22 protein-coding genes, 1 tRNA gene and 1 pseudogene are annotated in these 24,356 nt (G+C 64.6%); 12 read left to right on the forward strand and 12 right to left on the reverse strand.

Annotated elements, in window-relative coordinates:
• Positions 1 to 20: 20 nt before the first annotated feature.
• From XH81_RS11185 to XH81_RS11195, 3 genes are all read right to left on the reverse strand, one after another.
• Positions 21 to 3,326, reverse strand: a complete 3,306-nt coding sequence (locus XH81_RS11185) for an acetyl-CoA carboxylase family protein (RefSeq protein WP_028140442.1) — start codon at positions 3,324 to 3,326, stop codon at positions 21 to 23.
• Between the two features lie 12 nt (positions 3,327 to 3,338).
• Complete coding sequence (locus XH81_RS11190) at positions 3,339 to 5,060, reverse strand: AMP-binding protein (protein ID WP_028140443.1); 1,722 nt, start codon at positions 5,058 to 5,060, stop codon at positions 3,339 to 3,341.
• A 161-nt stretch (positions 5,061 to 5,221) separates the two neighbouring features.
• Positions 5,222 to 6,904 carry a methyl-accepting chemotaxis protein gene (locus tag XH81_RS11195; protein WP_028140444.1) on the reverse strand — a complete coding sequence of 561 codons (1,683 nt, stop codon included), beginning with the start codon at positions 6,902 to 6,904 and terminating at the stop codon, positions 5,222 to 5,224.
• 285 nt (positions 6,905 to 7,189) lie between these two features.
• Here XH81_RS11195 and XH81_RS11200 point away from each other — a divergent pair, with 285 nt between their 5' ends.
• Together XH81_RS11200 and XH81_RS11205 are read left to right on the forward strand one after the other, a co-directional pair.
• A complete protein-coding gene (locus XH81_RS11200; RefSeq protein ID WP_028140445.1) occupies positions 7,190 to 7,690 on the forward strand; it encodes a hypothetical protein in 501 nt (166 codons plus the stop codon).
• Positions 7,691 to 7,701: 11 nt separating this feature from the next.
• Positions 7,702 to 8,169 (forward strand): hypothetical protein, encoded by a 468-nt coding sequence (locus XH81_RS11205; RefSeq protein WP_028140446.1) that lies wholly within the window; start codon positions 7,702 to 7,704, stop codon positions 8,167 to 8,169.
• A 3-nt stretch (positions 8,170 to 8,172) separates the two neighbouring features.
• Here the strand turns inward: XH81_RS11205 and XH81_RS11210 are convergent, their stop codons facing one another.
• Complete coding sequence (locus tag XH81_RS11210; protein ID WP_028140447.1) at positions 8,173 to 8,772, reverse strand: TetR/AcrR family transcriptional regulator; 600 nt, start codon at positions 8,770 to 8,772, stop codon at positions 8,173 to 8,175.
• Positions 8,773 to 8,932: 160 nt separating this feature from the next.
• Here XH81_RS11210 and XH81_RS11215 point away from each other — a divergent pair, with 160 nt between their 5' ends.
• A complete protein-coding gene (locus tag XH81_RS11215; RefSeq protein ID WP_028140448.1) occupies positions 8,933 to 9,310 on the forward strand; it encodes a tautomerase family protein in 378 nt (125 codons plus the stop codon).
• Between the two features lie 19 nt (positions 9,311 to 9,329).
• On the opposite strand, the gene XH81_RS11220 is transcribed toward XH81_RS11215, so the two are convergent.
• Together XH81_RS11220 and XH81_RS11225 are read right to left on the reverse strand one after the other, a co-directional pair.
• On the reverse strand, positions 9,330 to 10,256 hold the full coding sequence (locus XH81_RS11220) for a CobW family GTP-binding protein (protein ID WP_028140449.1): 927 nt from the start codon (positions 10,254 to 10,256) through the stop codon (positions 9,330 to 9,332).
• 3 nt (positions 10,257 to 10,259) lie between these two features.
• The gene (locus tag XH81_RS11225) at positions 10,260 to 11,750 is read right to left on the reverse strand and encodes an amidohydrolase family protein (protein WP_028140450.1); all 1,491 of its coding nucleotides are present in this window, start codon (positions 11,748 to 11,750) and stop codon (positions 10,260 to 10,262) included.
• Between the two features lie 995 nt (positions 11,751 to 12,745).
• Here XH81_RS11225 and XH81_RS11230 point away from each other — a divergent pair.
• Positions 12,746 to 13,699 carry an alpha/beta hydrolase gene (locus tag XH81_RS11230; protein ID WP_049801859.1) on the forward strand — a complete coding sequence of 318 codons (954 nt, stop codon included), beginning with the start codon at positions 12,746 to 12,748 and terminating at the stop codon, positions 13,697 to 13,699.
• A gap of 156 nt (positions 13,700 to 13,855) precedes the next feature.
• Here XH81_RS11230 and XH81_RS11235 read toward each other — a convergent pair whose 3' ends face one another.
• Positions 13,856 to 14,875 carry an NADP-dependent oxidoreductase gene (locus tag XH81_RS11235; RefSeq protein WP_028140452.1) on the reverse strand — a complete coding sequence of 340 codons (1,020 nt, stop codon included), beginning with the start codon at positions 14,873 to 14,875 and terminating at the stop codon, positions 13,856 to 13,858.
• 70 nt (positions 14,876 to 14,945) lie between these two features.
• A complete protein-coding gene (locus XH81_RS11240) occupies positions 14,946 to 15,800 on the reverse strand; it encodes an oxidoreductase (RefSeq protein WP_028140453.1) in 855 nt (284 codons plus the stop codon).
• A gap of 115 nt (positions 15,801 to 15,915) precedes the next feature.
• On the opposite strand from XH81_RS11240, the gene XH81_RS11245 reads away from it, so the two are divergent.
• Both XH81_RS11245 and XH81_RS38735 read left to right on the forward strand, forming a co-directional pair.
• Complete coding sequence (locus XH81_RS11245) at positions 15,916 to 16,467, forward strand: TetR/AcrR family transcriptional regulator (RefSeq protein WP_028140454.1); 552 nt, start codon at positions 15,916 to 15,918, stop codon at positions 16,465 to 16,467.
• A 219-nt stretch (positions 16,468 to 16,686) separates the two neighbouring features.
• A pseudogene (locus XH81_RS38735) lies at positions 16,687 to 16,871 on the forward strand (hypothetical protein); the annotation flags it as partial.
• An 18-nt stretch (positions 16,872 to 16,889) separates the two neighbouring features.
• Here the strand turns inward: XH81_RS38735 and XH81_RS11255 are convergent.
• A complete protein-coding gene (locus XH81_RS11255) occupies positions 16,890 to 17,075 on the reverse strand; it encodes an ATP-binding domain-containing protein (protein ID WP_244439183.1) in 186 nt (61 codons plus the stop codon).
• Between the two features lie 2 nt (positions 17,076 to 17,077).
• On the reverse strand, positions 17,078 to 18,706 hold the full coding sequence (locus XH81_RS11260; RefSeq protein ID WP_197905468.1) for a DEAD/DEAH box helicase: 1,629 nt from the start codon (positions 18,704 to 18,706) through the stop codon (positions 17,078 to 17,080).
• A gap of 449 nt (positions 18,707 to 19,155) precedes the next feature.
• On the opposite strand from XH81_RS11260, the gene XH81_RS11265 reads away from it, so the two are divergent.
• Positions 19,156 to 19,626 (forward strand): aminoacyl-tRNA deacylase, encoded by a 471-nt coding sequence (locus tag XH81_RS11265; RefSeq protein WP_028140455.1) that lies wholly within the window; start codon positions 19,156 to 19,158, stop codon positions 19,624 to 19,626.
• Positions 19,627 to 19,808: 182 nt separating this feature from the next.
• Positions 19,809 to 20,228 carry a CBS domain-containing protein gene (locus tag XH81_RS11270; protein ID WP_028140456.1) on the forward strand — a complete coding sequence of 140 codons (420 nt, stop codon included), beginning with the start codon at positions 19,809 to 19,811 and terminating at the stop codon, positions 20,226 to 20,228.
• 318 nt (positions 20,229 to 20,546) lie between these two features.
• Here the strand turns inward: XH81_RS11270 and XH81_RS11275 are convergent.
• A tRNA-Glu gene (locus XH81_RS11275) sits at positions 20,547 to 20,621 on the reverse strand.
• Between the two features lie 57 nt (positions 20,622 to 20,678).
• Positions 20,679 to 21,023 (reverse strand): hypothetical protein, encoded by a 345-nt coding sequence (locus XH81_RS11280; protein WP_028140457.1) that lies wholly within the window; start codon positions 21,021 to 21,023, stop codon positions 20,679 to 20,681.
• Here XH81_RS11280 and XH81_RS11285 point away from each other — a divergent pair.
• The 4 genes from XH81_RS11285 to XH81_RS11300 all read left to right on the forward strand — a co-directional run bounded on the left by XH81_RS11285 (position 21,022) and on the right by XH81_RS11300 (position 24,326).
• Positions 21,022 to 22,029, forward strand: a complete 1,008-nt coding sequence (locus XH81_RS11285) for an RluA family pseudouridine synthase (protein WP_028140458.1) — start codon at positions 21,022 to 21,024, stop codon at positions 22,027 to 22,029. The two genes, XH81_RS11280 and XH81_RS11285, sit on opposite strands and share 2 nt — an antisense overlap.
• Positions 22,030 to 22,246: 217 nt before the next feature.
• Positions 22,247 to 23,146 (forward strand): RNA polymerase sigma factor RpoH, encoded by a 900-nt coding sequence (gene rpoH, locus XH81_RS11290; RefSeq protein WP_018318222.1) that lies wholly within the window; start codon positions 22,247 to 22,249, stop codon positions 23,144 to 23,146.
• A gap of 183 nt (positions 23,147 to 23,329) precedes the next feature.
• A complete protein-coding gene (locus XH81_RS11295; RefSeq protein WP_028140459.1) occupies positions 23,330 to 23,671 on the forward strand; it encodes a hypothetical protein in 342 nt (113 codons plus the stop codon).
• 307 nt (positions 23,672 to 23,978) lie between these two features.
• Complete coding sequence (locus XH81_RS11300) at positions 23,979 to 24,326, forward strand: hypothetical protein (protein WP_244439184.1); 348 nt, start codon at positions 23,979 to 23,981, stop codon at positions 24,324 to 24,326.
• Positions 24,327 to 24,356 lie beyond the last annotated feature (30 nt).

Genomic DNA, 24,356 nt, shown 5'->3' on the forward strand with positions numbered 1-24,356 from the left:
CAGCTATTGCTGCACCGCCCTCACCACGTATCGATGCACGGCCGCTTCTTCCCGGCCCTGGCCGGCGGCTTCGGCACCGAACGGAGTCCGGCCATGATCCAGCGCCGCGTCTCGGCGGGGTCGATGACGTTGTCGATCTCGAACACCGAGGCGATCGAGACCGCCTTGCCGTTGGCATAGAGCTCGGCGACCTTGTTGCGGTAATAGGTCTCGCGCTCCTCGGGGTCGGCGATGGCTTCCATCTCCTTGCGGAAGCCGAGGCGGACGTACCCCTCCAGCCCCATGCCGCCGAACTCGCCGGTCGGCCAGGCCGCGGTGAAGAACGAGGCGTGGAAGCCGCCGCCGATCATCGACTGTGCGCCGAGGCCATAGCCCTTGCGCAGCACGATGCCGAACAGCGGCACGGTGAGGCTCGCGCCCGTGACGAACATGCGGGAGACGTGGCGCACGATCGCGGTCTTCTCCGCTTCCGGGCCGACCATGAAGCCGGGCGTGTCGCAAAGCGAGACGACGGGCAAATCGAAGGCGTCGCAGAGCTGGAGGAAGCGCGCGGCCTTGTCGCCGGCATCGGCATCGATGGCGCCGCCAAGGTGACGCGGATTGTTGGCGATCAGGCCGAACGGTTTTCCTTCGATGCGGATCAGCGCGGTGATCATGCCGACGCCGTAGTCGCGGCGCAGCTCCAGAACGGAATCCTTGTCGGCGACGAGATCGATGACGCTGCGGATATCGTAGACGCGCAGGCGATTCTCGGGGATGGCCCGGCGCAGCAGGCGCTGGTCGGCGGCCTCCCACCCCGTCACCGCGCCCTGGAAATAGGACAGGTATTTTTGCGCGACGGATGTCGCCTCCTCCTCGTCCTCGACGAGGATGTCGATGACGCCGTTCGGCGACTGGAACGAGACAGGGCCGACCTCGGCCGGATGATAGACGCCGAGGCCGCCGCCCTCGATCATCGCAGGGCCGCCCATGCCGATCGAGGCGTTCTTGGTGGCGATGATGACGTCGCAGCAGCCGAGCATCGCGGCGTTGCCGGCGAAGCAATAGCCGGAGACGACACCAATCACGGGCACGAGGCCGGAGAGCCTTGCGAACTGCACGAAGGACGGACCGTCGAGACCGGTCATGCCGAGCCGATCAGTGTCGCCGGGCCGGCCGCCGCCACCTTCGGCATAGAACACCAGCGGCACGCGCCAATCTTCCGCCAAGGTCAGCATGCGGTCGATCTTCTTGTGGTTCATGTGGCCCTGCGTGCCCGCGAGCACGGTGTAGTCATAGGCCACGACGATGCAGCGCGCACCCTCGGGCCCGAACTTCTCGCCATTGACCGTGGCGACGCCCATGACGAGACCGTCGGCCGGCGTGTTCTTGATGAGATCGTCGAGCTTGCGGCGGCGGCGCTGCGCCGCGATGGCAAGGCTGCCGTATTCCATGAACGAGCCTTCGTCGACGAGCTGGGCGACGTTCTCGCGCGCGGTGCGCTGATTGGTGTTGCGGCGGCGCTCGACCGAGGCGGGGCGATTCGCATCCAGCGTGTTGGCCTGGCGCGCGATCAGCTCGGCGAGGTCGGGGCGGATGTGGTCGAGATCGATATCGGCTTCGGCCGTCGTGCTGTCGGCCGCGACGTCGAGCGGCTCCAGATAGAGGATCGCCTCGCCATGCAGCAGCGTGGCACCGTCGCCGGCGGCGAGTTTTGTCACCCGGCCGCCCTGCTCGGCCATCACGAGATGCTCCATCTTCATGGACTCGATCACGGCGAGCTGCTGGCCGGGGCGCACGATCTCGCCCTCCTTCACCTGAATGGTGACGATGGTTCCTTGCAAGGGCGCTGCGACCATCACCGTGCCTTCAGGCACGATCTGCGCGACATGCGTCTCCGCGCCGTAAACGCCACTTCCTTCGGTCGGCGCAAAGTAGAGCGGCTTGGCCGCACCGTCGGCGGCATCGACGAGCTTTGCGATATTGCGATCGATGAAGTCGGTCGCGATTCGGTTGGTCCTGAAATCAGGATGCGCCAGCACCGCCTGCAGGAAGGCGATATTGGTGACCACGCCGTCGATCCGGAACTCGCGCAAGGCGCGCGAGGCTTTTGCAACGACATCATGCCAGGTTTCGCCCGGCGTATGCACGATGACTTTCGCGAGGAGCGAGTCGAAGGCCGCGCTGGTCTTGTAGCCGGCGTAACCAAAGCTATCGACGCGCACGCCCGGCCCTGACGGCGGCTCGAAAACAGCGAGCACGCCGCCGGTCGGATGCGTCGCGCCTGATGCGTCCAGCGTCTCCATGTTGACGCGGAGCTGCATGGCATGGCCGCGCGGCTTCGGGATCGATCCCTGCGCAAGGCCAAGCGAGGACAGCGTTGCGCCTGATGCGACCGCGAGCTGGGCGCGGACGAGGTCGAGCCCGAGCACTTCCTCGGTCACGGTGTGCTCGACCTGGAGCCGCGGATTGGCCTCGATGAAAGCAAAGCTGTCCTCGGCGGTGCCGTCGACCAGGAACTCGAACGTGCCGAGATTGTCGTAAATCGCCGCCGTCGCAAGCTGCTTCGCCGCCTCGATGATACGGCCGCGCAAGGGCTCGCTCAGCGACGGGCTCGGCGCCACCTCGATCAGCTTCTGGTGCCGGCGCTGGATGGTGCATTCGCGCTCCCAGAGATGAGAGATCGCGCCGTGACGATCGCCGATGATCTGCACCTCGATATGGCGCGCCTGCCGGATCAGCCGCTCGGCATAGACACCGTCGAAGCCGAAGGCAGCCTTGGCCTCGGACTGGCAGCGCGCATAGGCCTCCGTGAGATCGGCCGCGCTCTCGACGACGCGCATGCCGCGCCCACCGCCACCGGCCATGGCCTTGATCACGATCGCAGCATTGCTGCCGAGGGAGCTGAAGAACGCCGTGATCTCCTCCAGCGACGACGGCCCGCTGGTGCCGGCAATGATCGGCACGCCGCAACGCTTTGCCAGTTGCCTTGCCGCGACCTTGTCGCCGAACAATTCGAGCGCCGCCGGCTTCGGCCCGACGAAGGTGAGGCCTGCATCGGCACAGGCCTTGGCAAACGCGGCGTTCTCGCTGAGGAAGCCGTAGCCGGGATGCACGGCATCGGAGCCGACGCTCTTTGCCGCCGTCACCACCGCATCGATGTCGAGATAGGCCCGGGCGCCGCGGCCGGGGATTTCGACGGCCTCGTCGGCAACGCGCACGTGCAGCGACAGCGCATCATCAGTGGGATGGATCGCAACGGTCGCGATGCCGGCGTCGGCCGCCGCGCGCGCGATGCGGATGGCAATCTCGCCGCGATTGGCAATCAGGAGCTTCTTGAACGACATCGTCTCTCTCATTCAGACAGCAGCAGGAAGATTCGGGTCGAGATCCTGCTTCTTCACCTTGCCCGTGGCCGTCAGCGGCAGGGCATCGATAATACGCACTTCCGGGATCTTGTAGACGGCCATGCGCTCGGCGCACCAGGCGCGCAGATCTTCCGCAGAGATGGTGCCGACCGCCTCAGGCTTGAGCTGGATATAGGCCACCGGCACCTGCCCCTTGTCAGGATCGTCGCGCCCGACCACGCCCGAGCCTAGCACCTTCGGGTGCTGGCCCAGCAGTGCCTCGATCTCCGGCGGAAACACGCTCATGCCCTTGACCTTCAGCATCTCCTTGCGGCGGCCCAGGAAGTGCAGGAAGCCGTCCTTGTCGATGTTGCCGATATCGCCGGTGCGCAGCCAACCGTCGACGAGCGACTCGGCGGTCGCCTCCGGCTTGTTCCAATAGCTCTTGAGCAGCGAGGGCGTCCGTACGCGGATCTCGCCTTCCGCGCCGAGCGGCAGCAATGCGCCGGTCTCGAAATCGGTGATCTTGAACTCGGCGCCGGGGACCGGCAGGCCGACGAAGATCGGCTGGTTGTTGAGGTCGAAATCGTCGTCCTGGAAGCCGGCCGTGAAGGTGTTGGACGTGTGGGTCTCCGTCATGCCCCACGCCGCCTCCATCAGGATCGTACCGGTCAGATCCCTCCAGCGCTTGCGATAGTCGGCGTTGAGCTTCTTGACGAAGGAGACGACGCGGACCTGCTTCAATGACGACAGATCGAACTCGCTCCAGCGCGGGTGGTCCATCAGCTCGACCGCGCCATCGACCGGCATCGCGGTGATGGTGACCTTGTATTTGTCAATCGCGGCCATGGCGCCGACGGCATCCCAGCGCGCCAGCAGCACCAGCGTCGCGCCGGAGAACAGCGGGAAGATCAGGCCAAAGTTCTCGCCGGCGATCCAGAATTCCGGAAAAAACGACAGGAACACGCTGCTCTCGTCCGACAGCACCGAGATGCCGTAATTGGCCGCGGCCGTGTACACCATGTCGCGATGGGTATGGACGCAGCCCTTAGGCATGCCGGTGGTGCCGCCGGTGTAGTTGAGCGCGGCAACGTCATCGAGCCCAGGCGGCGGCAGCGACGTGGGTGTAGGCATTGCGGCGAGCGCCGGCAGCAGATCGGTCGCGTCCGGGACCGAAACGCGCGGCGTCCGGATCGAGTCCGGCGTGGGAAATGCGGGCGCCTTCGGAATGACGTCGGCAAAACTGGTGACGATGATCTCGCGCAGCTGCACCTCGCCTTTCACCTGCTCGACGACGGGGACGAACTGGTCGAGCGCCACGATCACGTCGGCCTGGGTGTCGTTGAGCTCGTAGGACAGCTCGAACGCGCGCGACAGCGGGCTGACGGGGACATGGATCGCACCGAGCTTCAAAATGCCGAAGAACACGATGTGGAATTGCGGGCAGTTCGGCAGGAACACGGCGACACGATCGCCCTTACCGACGCCCTTGGCCTGCAACAGCGCCGCAAAGCGGTCGCTCTGCCGGTCGAGATCGGCGTAGGTGGTGACGTGGCCGTAGAATATGATTGCAGGCCGCTCCGGACTGCGCTTCGCCCAGGCGCGCAGATATTCCGTCAAGGGAACTTCGCCGTGCAGATAATTCGGCGAACGCGGCATGCCGTTCGGCCAGGCCTTGTCCCACAGGCCACGCAAGGTAGCGAGATAATCCTTCTCGTTGAGGCCCGCGCTCATGACGTCTTTCCGTGTTGCTTTTCTTTTCGAGGGCACGCACGTGCCGTCAATCGACATCGCTACACGTCGAGCACGGCAGACGTCATGTCAAGAAAAACAGCATCCGCGTCGCGGCCGATGCCGCGACGCGGAAAAAGAAAGTCGTCTTGCAGCGCTTCTCGTTACGCCGCGCGCACGCCCGCGACGAAAGCGCTGACTTCGTTTTCGAGCGATTGCAGCTTCTGCGTCAGCCGGCCGCTCGATTGCAGCACGAGGCCTGCGGCCTGGCCGGTCGCCGCGGTCGCGTCGCTGACGCCGGAGATGTTCTGCGAGACCTGGTCGGTTCCGGAGGCCGCCTCCTGCACGCTGTGTGCGATCGCCTGCGTCGCGGCGCCCTGCTCCTCGACCGCGGCGGCGATCGATGAGGAGATCTCGTTGACCTCCATGATGGTGGCACGGATGCTCTCGATGTTGCCGACGACCTGATTGGTCTCGGCCTGGATCGCCGTGATCTGAGCGCCGATCTCATCGGTCGCTTTTGCCGTCTGGCTCGCCAGCGACTTCACTTCGCTCGCAACCACCGCAAAGCCCTTGCCGGCTTCGCCCGCCCGCGCCGCCTCGATCGTGGCGTTGAGCGCGAGCAGATTGGTCTGCGAGGCGATCTGGTTGATGAGGTCGATGACCTCGCCGATCTTGTGCGCGGCCGCTGCCAGCCCCTGCACGGTGTCGTTGGTGCGCTGACCGTCGGCGGCGGCCTTGTCGGCCACCGTCGCGGCCTGTGCGACGCGCTGGCTGATCTCCGAGATCGAGGACGACAGCTGGCCGGCGGCGGAGGCCACCGTCTGCACGTTGCTCGAGGCCTGCTGGCAGGCGGAGGCGACGAAGCTCGCGCGGTCGGTCGCCTTGTCCGCGGTTTCCGACATGCCCTGGGCTGCCTGCTGCATCGCGCGCGCCTCGTTGAAGACGTCGCGGACGACGGCCTGAACGCTCGCCTCGAACTTGCCGGCGAGATCGGTCATCGCCTTGCGCTTCTCGCCGTCGGCCCGCTGCTTCAGCTCCTGCTGCTCGGCATGCATCCGCTCGACGGCCGACGCATTGTCCTTGAACACGGCCAGCGCCTTGGCGAGCCCGCCGACCTCGTTGTTGCGGTCGGTATAGGGCACCTCGAACGCGCTGTCGCCGGCGGCAAGCCGCTCGGTCAGCGCGGTGATTTTTGCCAGTGGCCGGGTCACGCTGCGGCCGATCACGAAGGACGCACCGAGGACCAGGACCAGCACGGCGAGACAGACGTAGCCGAACGTCGTCGCAGACTGGCGGAACACGGCGTCGACATCGTCGAGATAGATGCCGGTGCCGATGATCCAGCCCCAAGGCGCAAAGCCCTTCACATAGGAGATTTTCCCGACCGGCTGGTCGAAGCCGGGCTTCGGCCAGAGGTAGCCGTAGAAGCCCGCGCCCTGCTTCTTGACGACGTCGACGAAGCCCATGAACAGCGCGTTGCCGGCGGGATCCTTCATCCCGGACAGATCCTTGCCGTCGAGCTCCGGCTTGATCGGATGCATGACCATCTTCGGGGCCATGTCGTTGATCCAGAAATACTCGACCTTGTCGTAGCGCAGGCTCTTGATCTCGGCGATCGCGGCGGCCTGGGCCTGTTCGCGCGGGAGTTTCCCGTCGCTCTCGAGCTTCTGGTAGTGGGCGAGGATGCCGTAGCCGACATCGACCATCTGCTGCGTCTTGGCCTGACGATCGGCGACCATCTGCGTGCGCAGGGTCGACAGCGCGATCGGCACGAGGGCGATCATGCCGAGAAGGCTGATGCCGACAATCAGGACCAGCTTGAAACTGATGCGGGAGAAAATCATCGGAGCTCACGAAATTTGGCGGGACAGACATGCCAATTTATCCCGATCCTCTTAGCAAAGCTTTAAGCATTCGGGTTCCCCAAGCGGCCGCCGAGGCCCGGCCGCCGCGCACGGCTTTCGCGCCCTCGCGGCGCCGCGCCCGTCTTCGAATATAAACCTCTTCAAAACTAGAAGACCTCGATATCGCCCCTGCGAGCGTTGACTTGGGGCGGGCTCCGGCAGAACGATCGATGCAGACAATCAGCGCCAGCTGTGGCGTGAGCGCAGCCAAGGGCCAGAGGTTTCATGCATCAATCGACATCATCAGGGTCTGTCGATCTTCCCGCGCTCAGTGCGGCGGAACGGCTCTTCATCTGGGGATTCCGGGCCAAGGCACGCAGCGGCGGCGCCGTTCCGACCGCAGCCGATGTCCAGGAGGTGTACGACCATTTCCGCGTGGGCGATGCCGTGCTCTCGCTGGAATCCATCATCGAGATCTTCGCCTGCACGGCCCACACCGCGATCGAGGTGCACTGCCCGACCTGTCCGCGCATGTCGGACAGCGAGCGCGGGATTCTGCAGGCCATCGCCGCGGCACAACAGGATCGCATCGACATCGTGCGCGAACGGTTCGAGAGCTGGCTGCCGCCGGTCGGCGCCGATTGGGCGCTGGCGCCCGTGCGGGGTCTCGCCACGATCTTCCGCATGGCTGGTCTCATCCTGCCCGACCGGCAGGTGCGATCCTTCGACCATGACCGGACCATGGCGATGAAGAGCTGGCTGGTCGGAAGCCCGACATTGCACTGACGAGATCGGTCATGACCCCGGATATTTGCGGATCTGTGCCGGACGCCGGCCAATCGCGGCTCTGTCCGCTCCAGGCCGCGCTTGGAGCGCGCCCCTGCGTCGACAGCTACGATGATTTCTGCCGCGTCGCGCTGTCGCTGTTCCGCTTCATCGGAGCGGCCTACACCACCGGCGCCTCCGATTGCTGGGAGGCCGCCTATCGCTTTGCCGACGAGGCGCCTGGCATTGCCGACAGTCCGCTGCTGGTGGCGCGGGCTGCCGCGCTGGTCAGAATCCTGCGCAGCGGCCGGCCATGCGAACTGTGCTTCATGCCGCCGTCCTGTCGTCGGCTGTCGAAGGACGAGACGGAATTGATGCGGTTGCTGGCGGTCGCGCGCCGCAAGCAGCCGGGCGAGCTCGAATCCATCGTCTGCGCGTTCGTCGGCTCGGGCAAGGAAGCCGCGGCGACACGGGCGGTCAACGCGCTTGCTCTGTGCTGACATCTAGCCGCCTTTCCTGCCGAGCACGAGATCGATGGTGTGCGCGGCGATCTTGCGCAATTGCGGCTCGTCGCCGAAGGCACGTTCGAGCACGGCGAGGCCGCGCGTCACGGTGACGATGTGCAGCGCCGCGGCCGCGGCATTGCCGTTGAACTCGCCGCGCTCGGCGCCTGCCGACAACGTGTCCTGAACCAGTGCTGTGATACGCGAAATAAGGCCCGCAAAGACCTGGCGCGCGTCTTCGTCCAACCCCTCGCCTTCCGCGGCGCCGAGCTCCATCAGCCCGCGCGTGGTCGGACAGCCGCGCGGCGGCGTGCCCGAGCGGAAATTGGTGATGGTCAGATCGAAGAACGCGGTGAGGCGCTTGCGCAAGGAGCCCGTCCCGAGCGCCTTCTGCAGCGCTGCGAGATAATCCCCGGCATAGCGTTCATAGGCCTGCAGGAACAGCGCTTCCTTGCTGCCGAAGGCGTTGTAGAGGCTGCCGCGCTGGACGCCGGCATCGCGCGCGATGTCCGACAGCGAGGTGCCGCGCACGCCCTTGCGCCAGAACTGGTCGAACGCGATGCGCAGGACCTCGTCATGATCGAATTCGCGCGGCCGCAAGCTCGGCTCCTTTTGGAAGTATTTGACACGACGTCAAGAACATGCTTTCTCGACATCGTGTTAAAAACCAATTGGAATTGATAGCCCGTTTCAACACTGGGCCGAACAGCGGCGCACGCATTCGCCCTGCTGGTCGGGCCCGCATGCAAAGGGACGCGCGATGCCTCTGCTCCACATCTCGATGCGCGCCGGCAAGCCGCAAGCCTACCGGCAGGCGATTCTCGACGGCCTCTACCGCGCCATGCGCGAGGCGCTGAGCGTGCCCGAGGGCGACGAGTTCATGACCATCAGCGAGCACGAGCCGGCGAATTTCCGCTGCGGCAATGCCTACGGCGTCGCGCGCAGCGACGACGCGGTGCTGATCCAGATCACGGTGTTCGCCTCGCGCACTCCCGAGCAGAAGAAAGCGCTGTACCGCCGCATCGCCGACCTGCTCGGCGAAAGCCCGGGCATCCGGCCCGAGGACGTGTTCGTCAACGTGCTCGACGCCCCCGCGGAGAACTGGTCGATCGGAAACGGCGTCGCCCAATTCGCGTGAGACGGCACAGACTGCAGCTTCATTCGGCAACGCACGCCTCCATGATGCCGTCGAGCTCGGCCTTCGACAGCACGCCGAGTTCGGCGATGAAGACGATCCGTGTGCGCGGCGCGCCCGGTGCGGGCGCCTCGCCAGGGGCGAGCGTGGCGCGGCCGGCGGCGAATTGAAACACCATCTGGCGGCCGGGCTGCTCGACGGTCTCGAACAGGCCTTTTGCGCGCGCGAGTTTTGGCGCCAGCTTGCCGATGGCCTGCTGCAGGCGGGGCAGCGAGATCGGGCGGTCCGAGGTCCAGCTCAGCGTCTCGAAGCGCTCCTCCGCCGGTCGTTTCGGGCCCGGATCGCGCGCCACGGGCGCACGCTCGACGTTCGCGGGGAACAGCAGCGCGGACGGAATCTCGCCATGCCGCGCCTCGACCACCACGGCCGGAAGGCGCAAGGCGCGGATGGCCTGACGCATCCGCGCACCCGCGCCCTCTTCCGCCAGATCCAGCTTGGTCAGCGCCACGATATCGGCTACGCGCAATTGCGAGCGCTGGAGGGCATCGTCCAGGGCGGCCGGCGGTGTCGCGGCGTCGATCACGCACAGCACCGTCTCCAGCGGCGCCTCGCGCAGGATCACGGGGTCCATCAGATTGCGGACGATGTCGGCGGGATCGGCGACGCCGCTGGTCTCGATCACGATGTAGTCCGGTTTCGGATCTCGCCGCAGCAGTGTCGAAAGCGTGCGCAGGAGATCGCCTTCGAGCGAGCAGCAGATGCAGCCGTTGGCGAGGCTGACAACGCCGTCGCTGGCGCCCGCGATCAGTTCCGCATCGATGTTGATAGCGCCGAAATCGTTGACGATCGCGGCGATCCGCCGTCCCTCCGCATGCGCCAACAGATGGTTCACGACCGTGGTCTTGCCCGCCCCCAGAAAGCCCGTCACCAGGAGAATGGGGACCGGCATGGGTCAGCCCCCGACGACGGGGCGGCGCACCGGCTTACCCGGCCGCGCCGCCAGATCCAGCACGCCGTCGCTGATCAGCACCTGGCCGCTGACCACGAGATGCCGCACGCCTTCGGAGGGGCGGTTCATCGCCGTGAAGGTCGCACGGTCCGAGAGCTTCTCGTAGTCGAACACGACGATGTCGGCGTCCGCGTCCTTCGTCAGCCGGCCCTTGGCGCGCATCGCCGGCGTGCTCTGCGACAGGATTTCCGCCGGGATCAGCGCGCATTTGCGCACGCCTTCGAGCAGCGACACGGTCTTGCGCTCGCGCACCCATTCGCGGATGAATTTCGTGAAGCAGCCGGCCGAGCGCGGATGCGAGGTGGCATCGTCAGGCAGCGGCCAGGCATCGCCGGTGTAGGTCTTGCCGTCCGACGTCGTCCACGGCATCGCGTCGGACGCGATCGCGCCGCCGGGATACAGCACCGACATGTCGAGCAGGTCGCGGTGATGCGCATTGTTATCGATGTCGAGGATGTGCCAGAGCACCAGCGAGGACGGCTCTTCGGCCTGCGCCTTCAAGAGCTCCTCGCGGTCATGGAAGCGATAGCCGTCGGTCACGCGCTGCACGGAATCGTAGCCGGTGCCGTTGCGTTCGACGAATTCGGGGTCGCTGAAGAAGGCGGCGGCCAGCACGGTCGAACCGGTGCCGTAAGGATAGGCTTCGACCGTGATGGGCAGGCCCTGCGCCTGCGCCTTCGCGATCAGCACGCGGCAACGCTCGACGTCGGTCTTGCTCGACGAATTGAAATGGCAGATGTGCATGTGCGCGCCGGTGGCGCCGGCATAGCCGATCAGGCGAATATAGGCTTCCACCGCGCTCTCGGGGTCGATGCGCGACATGAAGGCGACGTGGGTGAAGGTCGGCACGTCCTTGGCGGCGGCGAGCTGGCAGACCGCGGTCAGCTCCTGCACGCCGGCGCCCGGCGCGTAGGCATTGAGGATGCCGACGCCGATGCCGCCTTCATCGAGACCGCGCGAAAGACGCTCGAGAATGCCGGCGACCTCCGCATCACTCGCCACGTTGTCCATCCAGCGGCGGTCGCGCATGGCGTTGCCGAACGCCTCCAGCGAGCTCTCCGCATTGGAGCCGGTCATTGCGCCGATGCGCGCAAACGCCCAGTTGGTGGCGGCGCCATAGTTCAGCACGCGGCCTTTTCTCGCCTGGCGCTCATACCAGGACCCGACCGGCAGCACGCCGGCCTCGAGATCGAGCGTCGTCGTCACCCCGTCGAACGCCTGCATGCGGTCCGCCGGAATGGATTGGCCATGGGCGTGCAGGTCGATGAAGCCGGGGGCGACCACGAGCCCGGTCGCGTCGATCACCCGCTCGGCGCCGCCGAGGCCCGTGCCGACCGCGGCGACCTTGCCGTCCACCACCGCCACGTCGCCGACGGCGTCCATCCCACTCGCGGGATCTACCACCCGGCCGCCAGAGATCACCAAGCCGCTCATATCGTCACTCCCTCCACCTCGAAATCGCATCAAGGCAGATTCCGGAAGCGACGACCACCTCCACTGAAGCCGACGCATCATGCTCGCACGGAAGGTCATCTGGCAGGCAACCCGCGGACGCGCGCCCGCGTCCTCGCGGCATGTTTTGCCCGAGTGATGCTGCTCTCCTCACCCTCTCGAAAGAAAGGGCGCAGGGAAGGCCGGGCGCCGGCTGGCACCCGTATAGACCCCCGTGCTGAACAAATGCACACGCAATGCACAGGGGAGACACAGGGCAGCCGATACCAGGCCTTCCCTGCGCGATGGTTTGACGGCCAATATGCCGCGCTCTCCCGGGAGCCGAACTTTCCTTCTGGCCTCCCTCGCCCCGCGAATTGGATGATGCAGTCTGCCCGGTTGGGCTCGCTCGCATCTCCGCGAAAGGCTTGACCGTAGCAACGACGGCCAGGACCACACGGTTTCGCCGTACGCAGGGGCGCCGTTCGTCTTCGCGGGTCACGCTTGCTCACGAGATGACCTCGCCCTGCACGCGCAAGCTCCGCCTTTAACGCCGCCCGCGTCCACCGCAACTCCCCGCCCGCGTTCGAAACGACGTACGACCGCCCCTTTGGTGGGCTGGGATGGCCGACACATACGACAAATCCGAATTTCGGTAAAGTAGAATATTTTTGTGAGGAGGGGTTGACAGAACTTTGGCCTGTTTCGCTTGACGGGGCGGGGCCTACGCGGCGAAAGCCACGGAGTAAGCCTTGCGCGATTGTGCACGCTCCACGCGATCGGCATCATCGGCTGATGCGGCACCTGTTCGAAGGCCATGACTTTTGAACCGGCCGCGAAGCGGCTCCGCCGTCTTCTCGCCTGCATTGTCATTCAGTGAGCTAGGCGGGGCGGCGTGAGGTGGGCAAAGTTCCCAAAGGTTCCCAGTGATCGTCCGACGTCCTCAGCAACGCGACTCCCGTCATTCCGTTTCGCGCCGCGCTTTCCTCGGCGGGCTTATGTCGGCAGGAAGTGCCGTCGCACTCGGCGGATGCGCTGGCCTGGGTGCAACCGGCGCGCGCTTCGACGCGTCGTCGCTCTCGCTTGACCCGACAGTGCTTGTCACCACCACGCGCAAGCCCGTCAACGGCGCCCGTGCCAAACCCTGGTTTGGGCCGGAACGCGCGACGGCCATGACGGTCGCGCGGGCCAAGCTGGCGGCGCCGGACGAGAGCCGTTTGTCCCTCGCCTCCGTTGGACTTGGCGACTGGCGCCTTGATCGGGTCGAACCGGTGCCGGCCGACGCTGGCGATCTCGCCGCGCAGGCCGGGACAGGCGACGTGCTGATCTATGTGCACGGCTTCAAGCAGACATTCGAGACGGCCGTGCTGGACGGCGCCCATCTCTCCGATGGCATCAAGTTCCGCGGCCGGACGATGGTGTTCTCCTGGCCCTCCAAGGCCGGCCTGTTCGACTATGCCTATGACCGCGACAGCGCGATGTGGTCGCGCGACGATTTCGAACGCGTGCTCTCCGCGCTCGTGTCGGCGCCAAGCGCCGGCCGCGTGCACATCGTCGCCCACAGCATGGGAACCATGCTGACGCTCGAAAGCCTGCGTCAGCTCCATGCGCGATACGGCGACACCGTCACGAGCAAGATCGGCGCGGTCGTGTTTGCCGCGCCCGATATCGACATGGACGTGTTCTCGTCGGCGATCCAGCGCATCGGTCCGCTGGCCGGCAAGATCACCGTGATCGCCGCGACGAACGACCGCGCACTCGCGCTGTCGGGCCAGATCGCAGGTGGAATGACCAGGGTCGGCGCCGCCGAAAAGGCCGTCATCGCGCGGCTCGGCGTGCGCGTGGTCGATGCCTCCCAGGAAGGCTGGGGCATCATCAACCACGATCTGTTCCTGTCGAATTCGGAGGTGCAGAAGGTGATCCGCCGCTCGATCGACGGCACGACGGCGTGAGAGAGTGGCTGCGCCGAGCCATGCGAAAGCTGGCTCCTGAGCATCGTCGTCGCGGCTACGAGGGGAAGGCGGCCGAATTCTGGGGGTGGCCGACGAAATGGCGCTCCCCGGGCCCTTCCGAAACACCTCGTTGTTGGACGCGGTATGGACGTTTTGTTAGCCAGAATTGGCGCTTGACCTCATCTGGACTACGACCTTCCCCTTGGCTCGCCCCTTTTCGAGATACGCCAGCGCCGCCTTCGCCTGTTCGAACGGAAATACCTTGTCGATCACCGGCCGGATGCGCTCGGCCTTGAGAAGCTCGCCGATCTCGGCGAGTTGGCTACCGTCGGGATGCACGAACAGGAATGAATATTCCGCGCCAATCTTGCCGGCATGGCGAATGATCTTGCGGCTCAGCAATCCGAACAGGAACACCATGAAGAAGTTCATCCCTCGGGCGCGCGCGAACGCGGCGTCCGGTGGCCCGATGAGCGAAGCTATCGTGCTTCCCGGCTTCAGGATCCGAAGCGATTTTTCGAGCGCATCGCCCCTGACCGTGCCTAGCACGGCGTCGTAGTCCCGCAGCACGTCCTCGAATTGCTGTGTCTTGTAGTCGACCACCTCGTCAGCCCCGAGGCTGCGCACCAGATCGACATTTCCTGTGCTGGTCGTCGTTCCCACCCGGGCTCCGAGATATGTCGCGAGCTGGATCGCAAAGGTGCCGATCCCGCCGGCGCCCGCGGGGATGAACACCTTCTGATGGGGCTTGAGACGCATGCGCTCCTTGAGCGCCTGCCACGATGTCAGGCCGACCATCGGGATCGAGGCCGCCTGCACGAAGTCCAGGTTTGGCGGCTTGAGCGCGGCGGCATGCTCCGGCACGCGCGCGAATTCGGCGAGAGCACCGGTTCCGAAATCGAAGATGCTGGCGAAGACGGCATCGCCCGGCTTGAAGCGGGTCACGCTGCTTCCGACCTCGACGACGACGCCCGCAAGATCACTGCCCAGCGTTGCCGGCAGCTGAAACTTGAGGATGGGCTTGAATGTTCCTTTCGGAATCATGTTGTCGATCGGGTTCAAGCCCGCGGCGTGAACCTGGACCAGAATTTCGTTCGGCTTGGGCGTCGGCCGGGGAATTTCAGCCAATGCGACCTGATTCGGCTTGCCGTAACGTTTGAAGACAAGAGCTTTCATCTTCCCTCTCGGTCCGAAGGTTCCTTGCAGTCGCGGTGGCAAGTGGCCGCGCGTACGCCGGTTGTTGCGGTCAGAAGGCCCGGGCGGTGCGGGCGGACTGCGACGCCCGCACATCAAGACGCAGGTCTTTTCGTATGCCGGCATCCACCAAGCCGACTGGCGCAAATCGCCGCAAGAATCGCAGGCGCTTCGCGAGGCTGCCAGCCGCGTACCGGACTTGCGGCCGCATCGCGCTCGCCGCCTTCAGCACGGTCTCGGCCACTACGGCCGGCTGTTCGGCCGTTGCCATCACCTCGTTCACCCTCTTGGTCACGCCCGCGCGCGCCTCGCGATATTCATCGAGCTTGGCATCGGGCTCCAGGAAGTTCGCGTCGAACGGCGTCTTGGTGTACGCGGGCTCAATCACCGAGACCCGAATGCCTCTCGTGCGCAGTTCATGGTCGAGCGACTCCGAGTAGCCGGCCACCGCGTGCTTGGTTGCGGCATAGAGCGCGCCATACGGCATCGGTAGAAAGCCAAGCACAGAGCCGATGTTGATGATGCGGCCACTCCCCTGGCGTCGCATGTGTGGCACGACGGCCCGCGTCATCCGGATCAGCCCGAAGAAGTTCGTGTCGAAGATCGCTCGTGCCTGATCCATCGAGCTCTCTTCCGCCCCCGCAGGGGCAACACCAAAGCCGGCATTGTTCACGAGCAGGTCGATGCGGCCCTCGCGCCGTATCACTTCGCTGACGGCTGCTTCTACCGATGCATCGCTGGTCACGTCGAGTGACAGCATCTCGAACGGATGCTTGCCAGCCTGTGTGCCCCGCCTGCTGGTGCCAAACACGTTATAGCCGGCGTTCGCAAGCCGCTCCGCCGTGGCCTGTCCGATTCCTGACGAGGCGCCGGTCACCAGCGCGATCTTCGGTTCAATCCTGTTCATAAGCCTCTCCGGCGCCACCACTCGGCTAGAAACATTTTGATTACGATCGTAACTATTGATATACATGACGACCGTAATTATAATTGTCAAGCCCCGTGATTGAGGACCAGCGAACATGCGCGTTTCAAAAGAACAGGCGGCGAAGAATCGCGAGCGCATCCTCGATACCGCCTCCCGCCTGATGCGCGAGCGCGGCATCTCCGGCGTGGGTGTCGATGCTCTTGCCGAGGCGGCCGGGATGACACACGGCAGCCTGTACAGTCAGTTCGGTTCCAAGGAACGGCTCGTCGAAGAAGCGGTGGCCTACGCGATCGCGGCCAAGGCGCAGGAATTGCCCGAGGCCTTTGCTCTCGACGATTACGTTTCGGACTACCTCTCGCCGGCCCATCGCGACGATCCGGCAAGCGGCTGCCCCTTTGCCGCCCTGGCTTGCGAGATGTCGCGCCAGAGCCGCGGCGTGAGAGAGCGCTTCACGGCCGGCGTGCGGGGCGCGATCGCTTTCCTGAGCGGCCGAATGGCCTCCACGCTGAAGCCACGGCAGAGTAGGGACAAGGCGCTCGCCGCCACCGCCTCCCTGGTCGGGGCCTTGGTCCTCGCCCGGGCGGTGAACGATCCCAAGCTGTCGGACGAGATACTTCGCGCGACGAGGAATTCGCTATCGGGGTGACGGGGCACTCAATTCACCGCTAGTCGAAGCTGCGAATGCAGCAGCTGCCACTGATTGCATTTCCATGGGAGGCGAGATGGTCTGTCTCGCCTTCGCGCAATCATCAGAATTACAAGTGACAGTGTACTCAATTGGATTTCCATAATGAGCCAGCTCTCCGCTATCGAGTAGCGACGATGGAGCGAATTGAGTGCACTGTCACCATAATTGCGCCCGACATCGACATCGATCGCAGGCGGAATGACGCGGGTCGGCGCCGCCGAGAAAGCCGCCATCGCCCGGCTCGGCGTGCGCGTGGTCGATGCCTCCCAGGAAGGCTGGGCATCATCAACCACGACCTGTTCCTGTCGAATGGGGAAGTGCAGAAGGTGATCCGCCGCTCGATCGACGGCACGACGGCGTGAGGGAGCGGCTGTGCCAGTCTACGCAATCAAACGCTGCACCAAGGCGGACTCGCTCGAATAGGTCAGGAGCGCCTCGTGAGTCGCCCGGGTCACCCCGACATAGGTCAATCGGACGCATTCCTCGACGGTCTCACCGTGACGGCCGAGCAAGCCCAGGCCAGCGATGGCGACGCAGGGAAACTCCAGCCCCTTCGCACTGTGCATGCTCAAGAACCGCACGGCCACCCGCTTGATCGAGACTCTGTTGCGATTGTCTTTGGCCATATCGATCGGCACGCCATGCGTGGCGAGTATCTGCGCGACCCGCCCGCCGATCCAGTGCTCCGGATAGAGACACGCCATCTGCGACCACTCGTACCCGGCCTTTTTCCGATCGAGAAACCATTCGGCGACGCAGTGAGCTTCTGCGTCGAGCTCACGCACCGCCGAACGTCCGGCTCCAGTCCTTGCCGACCCGCATCTTCGGGCAACAGGATGGCGTGCTCATCGTCGGCCGTGATGCCCGGAGCGCCAATGACGTCTGCAGCGAAGCGTCTCGCGAAGGCGACGATTTGCGCCGTGTTGCGGTAGTTGACTTTCAACACGGTCGTTCTGCCCTTGGCTTCGATGCCGAGCTGACTCCACACCGGGCGTTCACGTCCTTTGTAGATGGCCTGGATGTCGTCGTAGACGACCATCAACGCCTTGGTGCGCGGGTTCACCATCTTGGCCGCAAGCGCGAGCCATTGCGGCTCGAAGTCGTGGGCCTCGTCAATCAGGACAGCGTCGTACTGCTCCGCCGGGATATGGCCTTCATCTACAGCCTTCACGACCTCTGAAACGCTCGCAGCCAGTCGCTTTGCGTAGTCAGGATAGTCTCGCTCTGATGGGGCGGGAATCCCATACGTCCGCAGCATCCGGTAGCACCAGGAATGAAAGGTAAGAACCTGAACGCGGTTCTCTACGCCCCGGCTCTGCATGGCATCCTCAAGCCGCCCGGCGATGCCATTGGCGTAGCACAGGATGAGCACCGGCTTTGACGCCGCGCGCGCCAGATACTCGGCCCGGAAGGCCAGGATCAGCGTCTTGCCCGATCCGGCGACGCCGCGAATGATCCGATGCCCCTCTCCCAGACTGCGCGCGAACTGCTCCTGATGCATATCCATGACCGCAAGCGTCCGGTCCGCAGGATCGACCCCAGTCGCGTCGTCCAGAGGCAGGGCAATCTGTCGTATGCGTATTTCTGGAAAGAGCAGCGCACGCAGCCGGTCGAACTGCGGCATCGATAGAGGTTCTCCGAGACGCGGATAAACCATGCGCCACAATCTCGACCGGAATTCTTCGGGATCGGCGCCCTCCGTCATTTCATCCTTGAACACACATAAATGCTCGACGAAGACATCCTTGAGATTGGTCTGGTCGAACTGCTTGCGCGTGATATTCGTGAACACGGCCCCGAAGCCGAACGAAAGAAGGGATCGGCCCATGTAGCGATGACCGGGCGGAAACAGCAATTGCCCATCGCGCTCCAAGGTGCGCACGACCTCGAACGTATATTTGCGAGCCTGCTCGAGGGGATTGGTCTCCCGTACGACACCACGACTTGTCAGCAACTCGACCTTGGTCTTGTCCGCCGAAACGATCGTCTCCAGCCGCCAGTCTTTCACCTCGAGCACGAGCAGGCCGCTCGCGGGATGAACGATAATGAAATCCGGATGCCGGTTGAGAGGGCCAACAGGGAGGTTGTGCCAAACGACGGCGTTCTCTTCGAGGAAGTCCTTGAGCCGTTCCGCGAGTCGTAGCTCTCCACGGCTGTCGAAGCGCGCGAAGCCCAGACTGGGGATCAGGATTGCCATGCTGCGACCGCGAGGTTGATTTGAGCATCCGGCGTGACGATGGGAGCGGATGTTCGCGAAGCGCGCTGCATGTGACCCGAAGTCGCCATTGCGGACCATCCTGTGAGGCTACGTGCGTAGCAGAGCGGTCTCTCCAGGCTCACATGGTTGCCCAGAGTGTGCAGGTTTTCAATGGCTTAGGATTTGTCCGGCGCGCCGCTCAGGACATCGCGAACTCTTATGTAATTGAAATTGCCATACAACTTCGGCGAGACCTGGTGCCCAAACGGAGCGCAGCAAGAGCCGGTTCGAAAGAGGAGGCGATTATCCGACTATCTGATGATGATTTGCAGCTTGCGGATGGAAGACCTATGTTGAGTCTCTAGTCAGGCAGCCGCCCATCGTATGGCGAGAGTCTGCAGGGTCGACCTCACGGTGGATGGTTTGCATTCCGCATCGGAGGTGATGTCATGGCCATTGCTCCCACGCTCCAAAAATACCTCGCCGCTGAGAACATCCAGTACGAGGTGATCCCGCACGAACTCAGCATGACGTCGGCTCGAACGGCCGAGGCATGCCATATCTCGGGGGACCGCCTCGCCAAGGGCATCGTGTTGCGGCGCGACGGCGGATACATGCTGGCCATCTTGCCCGCATCGCATCACCTCCGCCTGTCGGACCTGAGGACAAGCCTCGGCGACAATGTCCACATGGCCAATGAAACCGAGGTCAATCGGCTGTTCAGCGACTGTGCACACGGTGCGGTTCCCGCCGTCGGCAAATGCTACGGATTGGAAATGATCGTCGACGACAGCATCGAGGCACAGCCAGACATCTATATGGAAGCCGGCGATCATGAGACGCTGCTCCATATGGGTCACGCGCAGTTTGCGCGCCTGACGGCCAACGCACCGCACGGGCGCTTCAGCGCGCATGACTGAGGATTTTGTAGACCGCCCATTGCCGTTGCGATCTTGGGCGGGAACTCTGGCCGCGAGGTCGCCGTCATACTGTTCCGCAGGGTGGCGGCGAGAGTGTCTGCGCTTGTCTGGTCGGAGTTCGGAAGATTGGGGGGCCGTTGCATTGCATCAACGCACTTGAAACCCACGAACGGAGGCTCGCCATGAAAGTCAAAGACGTGATGCACAAGGGTGTCGACTGGGTCAGCCCCAACACCCCAATCACCGAGCTTGCCAAACTGATGCGGGCGCATGACATCGGCTGCATTCCGATTGGCGAGGATGACAAGCTGGTCGGAATGGTGACCGACCGCGATATCGTCTGCAAAGGGCTCGCGAGCCACAGCTTCGATGCCGGCCGCGCGACGGCGCGCGACGTGATGACCGAGGGCATCCATTGCTGCCGCGAGGACGATGACCTCGCCAAGGCGATGCATCACATGGAGAAGCTGCAGGTCCGCAGGCTGCCGGTGATCAACAAGAGCAAGCGGATGGTCGGCATCATCAGCCTGGGCGACGTCGGCCATTCCGCGTCCGGTGATATGCTCACCGAGACCGTCAGGAGCATTTCGGCGCATCACTGAACTTGCGGCCAGGACTCACGGCCAAGGCTTACGGCCAGGGCTTACGGCCAGGGCTCTTCTCGCGATCGCCGCTCAAACAGGCGTCGAGCGGAGCCCGAGCCGCGCGCCTCGTCATGCAACCATCGCGCGGCACGGAAGCGACGGCGCGATGTGGCTTACTTTGCGCCGGAGTGAATGTGAGGGCGGGTCCACTCGATCGCTTCATCAGCATCAGCGTCGACGCTGCGGCGCGCAACCTATGACCAAGCGAGATCGCGCGGCCGGACGGGGCCGCCGTCGGATGGGGGCGCAGCAAAAAGTCGAGGAATATCGCGGATTTGGCGCTCCCTAGGGGAATCGAACCCCTGTTTCAGCCTTGAGAGGGCCGCGTCCTAACCGCTAGACGAAGGGAGCGTGAGGGCTAGCCAATAGCCTCGAAATTTGTCCGCCGCAAGGACCCCGAGGAGCCTTTTACGGCTCATTGGCGAATTTCAGCCGTCCGGCCGGCTTGAGGGTATGGGCGTCGAAGGTGCGGATCTCGATGACACCGCCGACATCCAGGCTGACAACGAGGCGGTCGCCGGCGAGGCCGGTCGAGACGATTTTGGCGCCCTTCGGCAGGATGGCGGTGACGTCACTGGCCGCCTCGGCCGCCCTTCCCTCGGACTTGAAAAGGCGGTAGCCCACCGCGATCAGCACGGCGCAGATCGCCAGCGCCGTGGTCAACCCCGCGATCAGCATCATCCGCCGCACCCGCGCGAACAGCGCGGCCTGCTCGGGGCTCGGTTCGGGAACAGCGGTATCAGTCGTCGTCATGGAAAATTCTGGCTCTGCGCAAAGGTTGGAGGTTGTCGTCGCCGGCAACGAGGGCTCGACCCGGCTCGACCGCGTGCTGGCGGTCCACCTCACCGACCTGTCGCGATCGAGGCTGAAAGCCCTGATCCTGGCGGGCGCGGTGAGCCTGAAGGCCTCCGCGGTCCGCGACCCCGCTTATCACGTCACATCCGGCGATACGATCATAATCGACGTGCCGGAAGCGGCCCCGCCGGAGCCGAAGGGGGAGGATATCGCCCTCGATATCGTGTTCGAGGACGACGACATCGTCGTCATCAACAAGCCCAAGGGCCTGGTCGTGCACCCCGCGGCCGGCCACGAGACCGGCACGCTGGTGAACGCGCTGATCGCCCATTGCGGCTCTTCGCTGTCGGGCATCGGCGGGGTGCGCCGGCCCGGCATCGTGCACCGGCTCGACAAGGACACCACGGGACTGATGGTGGTCGCCAAGAACGACCTCGCCCACGCCTCGCTGACCGCGCAATTCGCCGACCACGGCCGCACCGGTGCAATGCGCCGCGGCTACATGGCCTTTGCCTGGGGCGTCCCTGGCCGCCATCGCGGCACCGTCGACGCGCCGATCGACCGCCATCCGCATGCGCGCGAGAAGATGGCGGTGCGCCAGGGCGGCCGCGAGGCGGTGACGCATTGGGAGATCCTGGAGAGTTTTAACGGGCGCGACGGCAAGCCGATCGCGACGCTGCTGGCCTGCGAGCTCGAGACCGGGCGCACCCACCAGATCCGCGTCCACCTCGCCCATATCGGTCATCCCCTGATGGGCGATGCGGTCTATGGCCCGCATTTCAAGACCAAGGCGAACCAGCTCGGTCCCGAGTCGCAGGTCGCGCTGACCGCGCTTGGGCGGCAGGCCCTGCATGCGTATTTGCTGGTATTGGAGCACCCGAGGACCGGAGAATTACTCCACTGGGAGGCGGCTTTGCCGGAGGATTTGCTTCTCCTCCAGGGCTCCCTGAAAGCGGCGGTATGACGCAGGCCCTTTAAGAAAAGCGTTACATTACAAAAAGTTATAGCTGCCACACGGGGTCGTGACGTCAGCAATCCTTCCCTTTTTGGCCCCCCATGGGGTATATTGCGCGTGCGTTGGAAATGACCAACGGAACATCGCAGCTACGGCCGGCTTTAACACAGCGGTCGTCTGCCTGGCCCGCCGCTATCGGGGGCCTGAACCTTTGGAGGGCTTCAGTATGGCCCGTACCGCTGCTTTGCCGGTCCTCAATGGAGAATCCGGCCTTTCCCGTTACCTCGCCGAGATCCGCAAGTTCCCGATGCTGGAACCCCAGCAGGAATACATGCTCGCCAAGCGTTGGCGCGAGCATGACGATCGCGACGCGGCGCACCAACTCGTCACCAGCCATCTCCGGCTCGTGGCCAAGATCGCCATGGGCTATCGCGGCTACGGCCTGCCGATCTCCGAGGTCGTCTCGGAAGGCAATGTCGGCCTGATGCAGGCGGTGAAACGTTTCGAACCCGAGAAGGGGTTCCGTCTCGCCACCTACGCCATGTGGTGGATCAAGGCGTCGATTCAAGAGTACATTCTGCGTTCCTGGTCGCTCGTGAAGATGGGCACCACCGCGAACCAGAAGAAGCTGTTCTTCAACCTGCGCAAGGCGAAGAGCAAGATCAACGCGCTGGACGAGGGCGATCTGCGCCCCGACCAGGTGAAGATCATTGCCAAGCGCCTCGGCGTCACGGACCAGGACGTGATCGACATGAACCGCCGCCTCGGTGGCGACGCGTCGCTCAACGCACCGATCCGCGACGACGGCGAAGCCGGCGAATGGCAGGACTGGCTGGTCGACAATACGCCCAACCAGGAAGCCATGCTGGCCGAGCACGAGGAGTACGACGAACGCCGTGACGCGCTGAACGGCGCCATGGGCGTGCTCAACCCGCGCGAACGTCGCATCTTCGAGGCTCGCCGCCTCGCCGATGAGCCGATGACGCTGGAAGACCTCGCTGCCGAGTTCGGCGTGTCGCGCGAGCGCGTCCGCCAGATCGAGGTCCGCGCCTTCGAGAAGGTGCAGTCCGCGGTCAAGGGCACGATCGCAAGGGCCGAACAGGCCGCGCTGGAAGCCGCGCACTAAGCGGGGCTTCGCCGCGAAGAGAGATTGGCGGATCGAAAAGACAGAAAGCCGGCGGCAACGCCGGCTTTTTTGCGTGTGATGTCCAGCATGTTCGCGGAGGCGCGGGGCCAGTCATCTTGAACCAGCCTCGCCGCTCATCCGACTCAGAATGATCGGACCGACAGCATCGATTGGGCGATCACCATGTCGATCATCCTGCAATCCACCGTCGGCGGCTTCTCAGCCCAGTTCATGCGCAAGCTGCCGCTGGTCGAGCAGGCGATGCGCGAGCGCGGGCTGGAGCCGTCCGAGTTCGTGATATCGAAGGATTATGCGGGCACAGCGACCATCCCGCTCATGGGTCCGTTCTTCTTCAGTTACAGCGTGTTCTTCGGCGAGGAGAATTTCACCGTCACCGAGCCGAACGACATGGTGTTTTTGGATTACTTCTTCAAACGCGTGCTGGCGGCAGATGGACCGCCCGAATTGCCGAAGCGGCCGGGCCTGATCCGGCGGCTACTGGGCTGGATGGCGCAGCCGGTGTGAGACCGCGGTCGATGCGTCCCGCTCGATCGCGCTTGCCGCGTGATGCCTCCTCGTGTATGTGCTGCGGCCCCGGCGCGATACCGCGCCGCTTTGTTCACGCTCTCGAGGGAGGCGGCATGAAGTTGAAATCGACACGTTCCGACCGCCGCCCACGGCTCGCCCGCGGCCGGTCATGAGCTGAACGCCGCTTCGCGGCCGTTCTTCCGATCATTCAATCTGGTTACGAGGGGCGTGACGCAACACGGCGTCGCGCCGTGTCGTCATGTATTTGCGGTTCGTTACACCGCTCATCCACCCGCACAGCCGCGTGGAGAGCGGCTTCTTTCGTGCGTCCTGGTATCTCGACCGGACCAACTGCCCCGACTGGATCCGGCACGAGTTGGCAGACCAGTTCGACTGGTTCGCACGGCATCTGCCGATCCCCGGACGCATCGCGCGGCACTTCAAGCGGCGCGATTCGATCTGGGGCATCTGCTGGTTCGACCCCGGAGCCCGCGAGGCGGTCAGCCGCGCGCGTTACTGCGCCTGGCTGCTCGGGGAAGGCGGCCTGCCGGTGCGTGCAATCACGACTTCGCACCAGCGTGAAGTGATCTGGCGCGATGCGCATCAGATCGTCACGAAGCCTTCGGCCGACCTTCCCAAGGCCTTCCCCTGAACGGGGAAGGCTCGCCGGGCCTTGGCCATT

The organism is Bradyrhizobium sp. CCBAU 25360, from assembly GCF_028128695.1.
GTDB lineage: Bacteria > Pseudomonadota > Alphaproteobacteria > Rhizobiales > Xanthobacteraceae > Bradyrhizobium > Bradyrhizobium ottawaense.

Excerpts from the sequence above, each read along its gene's own strand:
- XH81_RS11215 (WP_028140448.1), top strand. The coding sequence starts at position 8,933 with ATGCCTCTGCTCCACATCTCGATGCGCGCCGGCAAGCCGCAAGCCTAC.
- XH81_RS11240 (WP_028140453.1), bottom strand. The coding sequence starts at position 15,800 with ATGAACAGGATTGAACCGAAGATCGCGCTGGTGACCGGCGCCTCGTCA.
- XH81_RS11220 (WP_028140449.1), bottom strand. The coding sequence starts at position 10,256 with ATGCCGGTCCCCATTCTCCTGGTGACGGGCTTTCTGGGGGCGGGCAAG.
- XH81_RS11265 (WP_028140455.1), top strand. The coding sequence starts at position 19,156 with ATGGCCATTGCTCCCACGCTCCAAAAATACCTCGCCGCTGAGAACATC.
- XH81_RS11295 (WP_028140459.1), top strand. The coding sequence starts at position 23,330 with ATGTCGATCATCCTGCAATCCACCGTCGGCGGCTTCTCAGCCCAGTTC.
- XH81_RS11235 (WP_028140452.1), bottom strand. The coding sequence starts at position 14,875 with ATGAAAGCTCTTGTCTTCAAACGTTACGGCAAGCCGAATCAGGTCGCA.
- XH81_RS11190 (WP_028140443.1), bottom strand. The coding sequence starts at position 5,060 with ATGAGCGCGGGCCTCAACGAGAAGGATTATCTCGCTACCTTGCGTGGC.
- rpoH (WP_018318222.1), top strand. The coding sequence starts at position 22,247 with ATGGCCCGTACCGCTGCTTTGCCGGTCCTCAATGGAGAATCCGGCCTT.
- XH81_RS11230 (WP_049801859.1), top strand. The coding sequence starts at position 12,746 with ATGTCGGCAGGAAGTGCCGTCGCACTCGGCGGATGCGCTGGCCTGGGT.
- XH81_RS11225 (WP_028140450.1), bottom strand. The coding sequence starts at position 11,750 with ATGAGCGGCTTGGTGATCTCTGGCGGCCGGGTGGTAGATCCCGCGAGT.
- XH81_RS11285 (WP_028140458.1), top strand. The coding sequence starts at position 21,022 with ATGGAAAATTCTGGCTCTGCGCAAAGGTTGGAGGTTGTCGTCGCCGGC.
- XH81_RS11205 (WP_028140446.1), top strand. The coding sequence starts at position 7,702 with ATGACCCCGGATATTTGCGGATCTGTGCCGGACGCCGGCCAATCGCGG.
- XH81_RS11270 (WP_028140456.1), top strand. The coding sequence starts at position 19,809 with ATGAAAGTCAAAGACGTGATGCACAAGGGTGTCGACTGGGTCAGCCCC.
- XH81_RS11200 (WP_028140445.1), top strand. The coding sequence starts at position 7,190 with ATGCATCAATCGACATCATCAGGGTCTGTCGATCTTCCCGCGCTCAGT.
- XH81_RS11185 (WP_028140442.1), bottom strand. The coding sequence starts at position 3,326 with ATGTCGTTCAAGAAGCTCCTGATTGCCAATCGCGGCGAGATTGCCATC.
- XH81_RS11260 (WP_197905468.1), bottom strand. The coding sequence starts at position 18,706 with ATGGCAATCCTGATCCCCAGTCTGGGCTTCGCGCGCTTCGACAGCCGT.
- XH81_RS11255 (WP_244439183.1), bottom strand. The coding sequence starts at position 17,075 with ATGCACAGTGCGAAGGGGCTGGAGTTTCCCTGCGTCGCCATCGCTGGC.
- XH81_RS11245 (WP_028140454.1), top strand. The coding sequence starts at position 15,916 with ATGCGCGTTTCAAAAGAACAGGCGGCGAAGAATCGCGAGCGCATCCTC.
- XH81_RS11280 (WP_028140457.1), bottom strand. The coding sequence starts at position 21,023 with ATGACGACGACTGATACCGCTGTTCCCGAACCGAGCCCCGAGCAGGCC.
- XH81_RS11195 (WP_028140444.1), bottom strand. The coding sequence starts at position 6,904 with ATGATTTTCTCCCGCATCAGTTTCAAGCTGGTCCTGATTGTCGGCATC.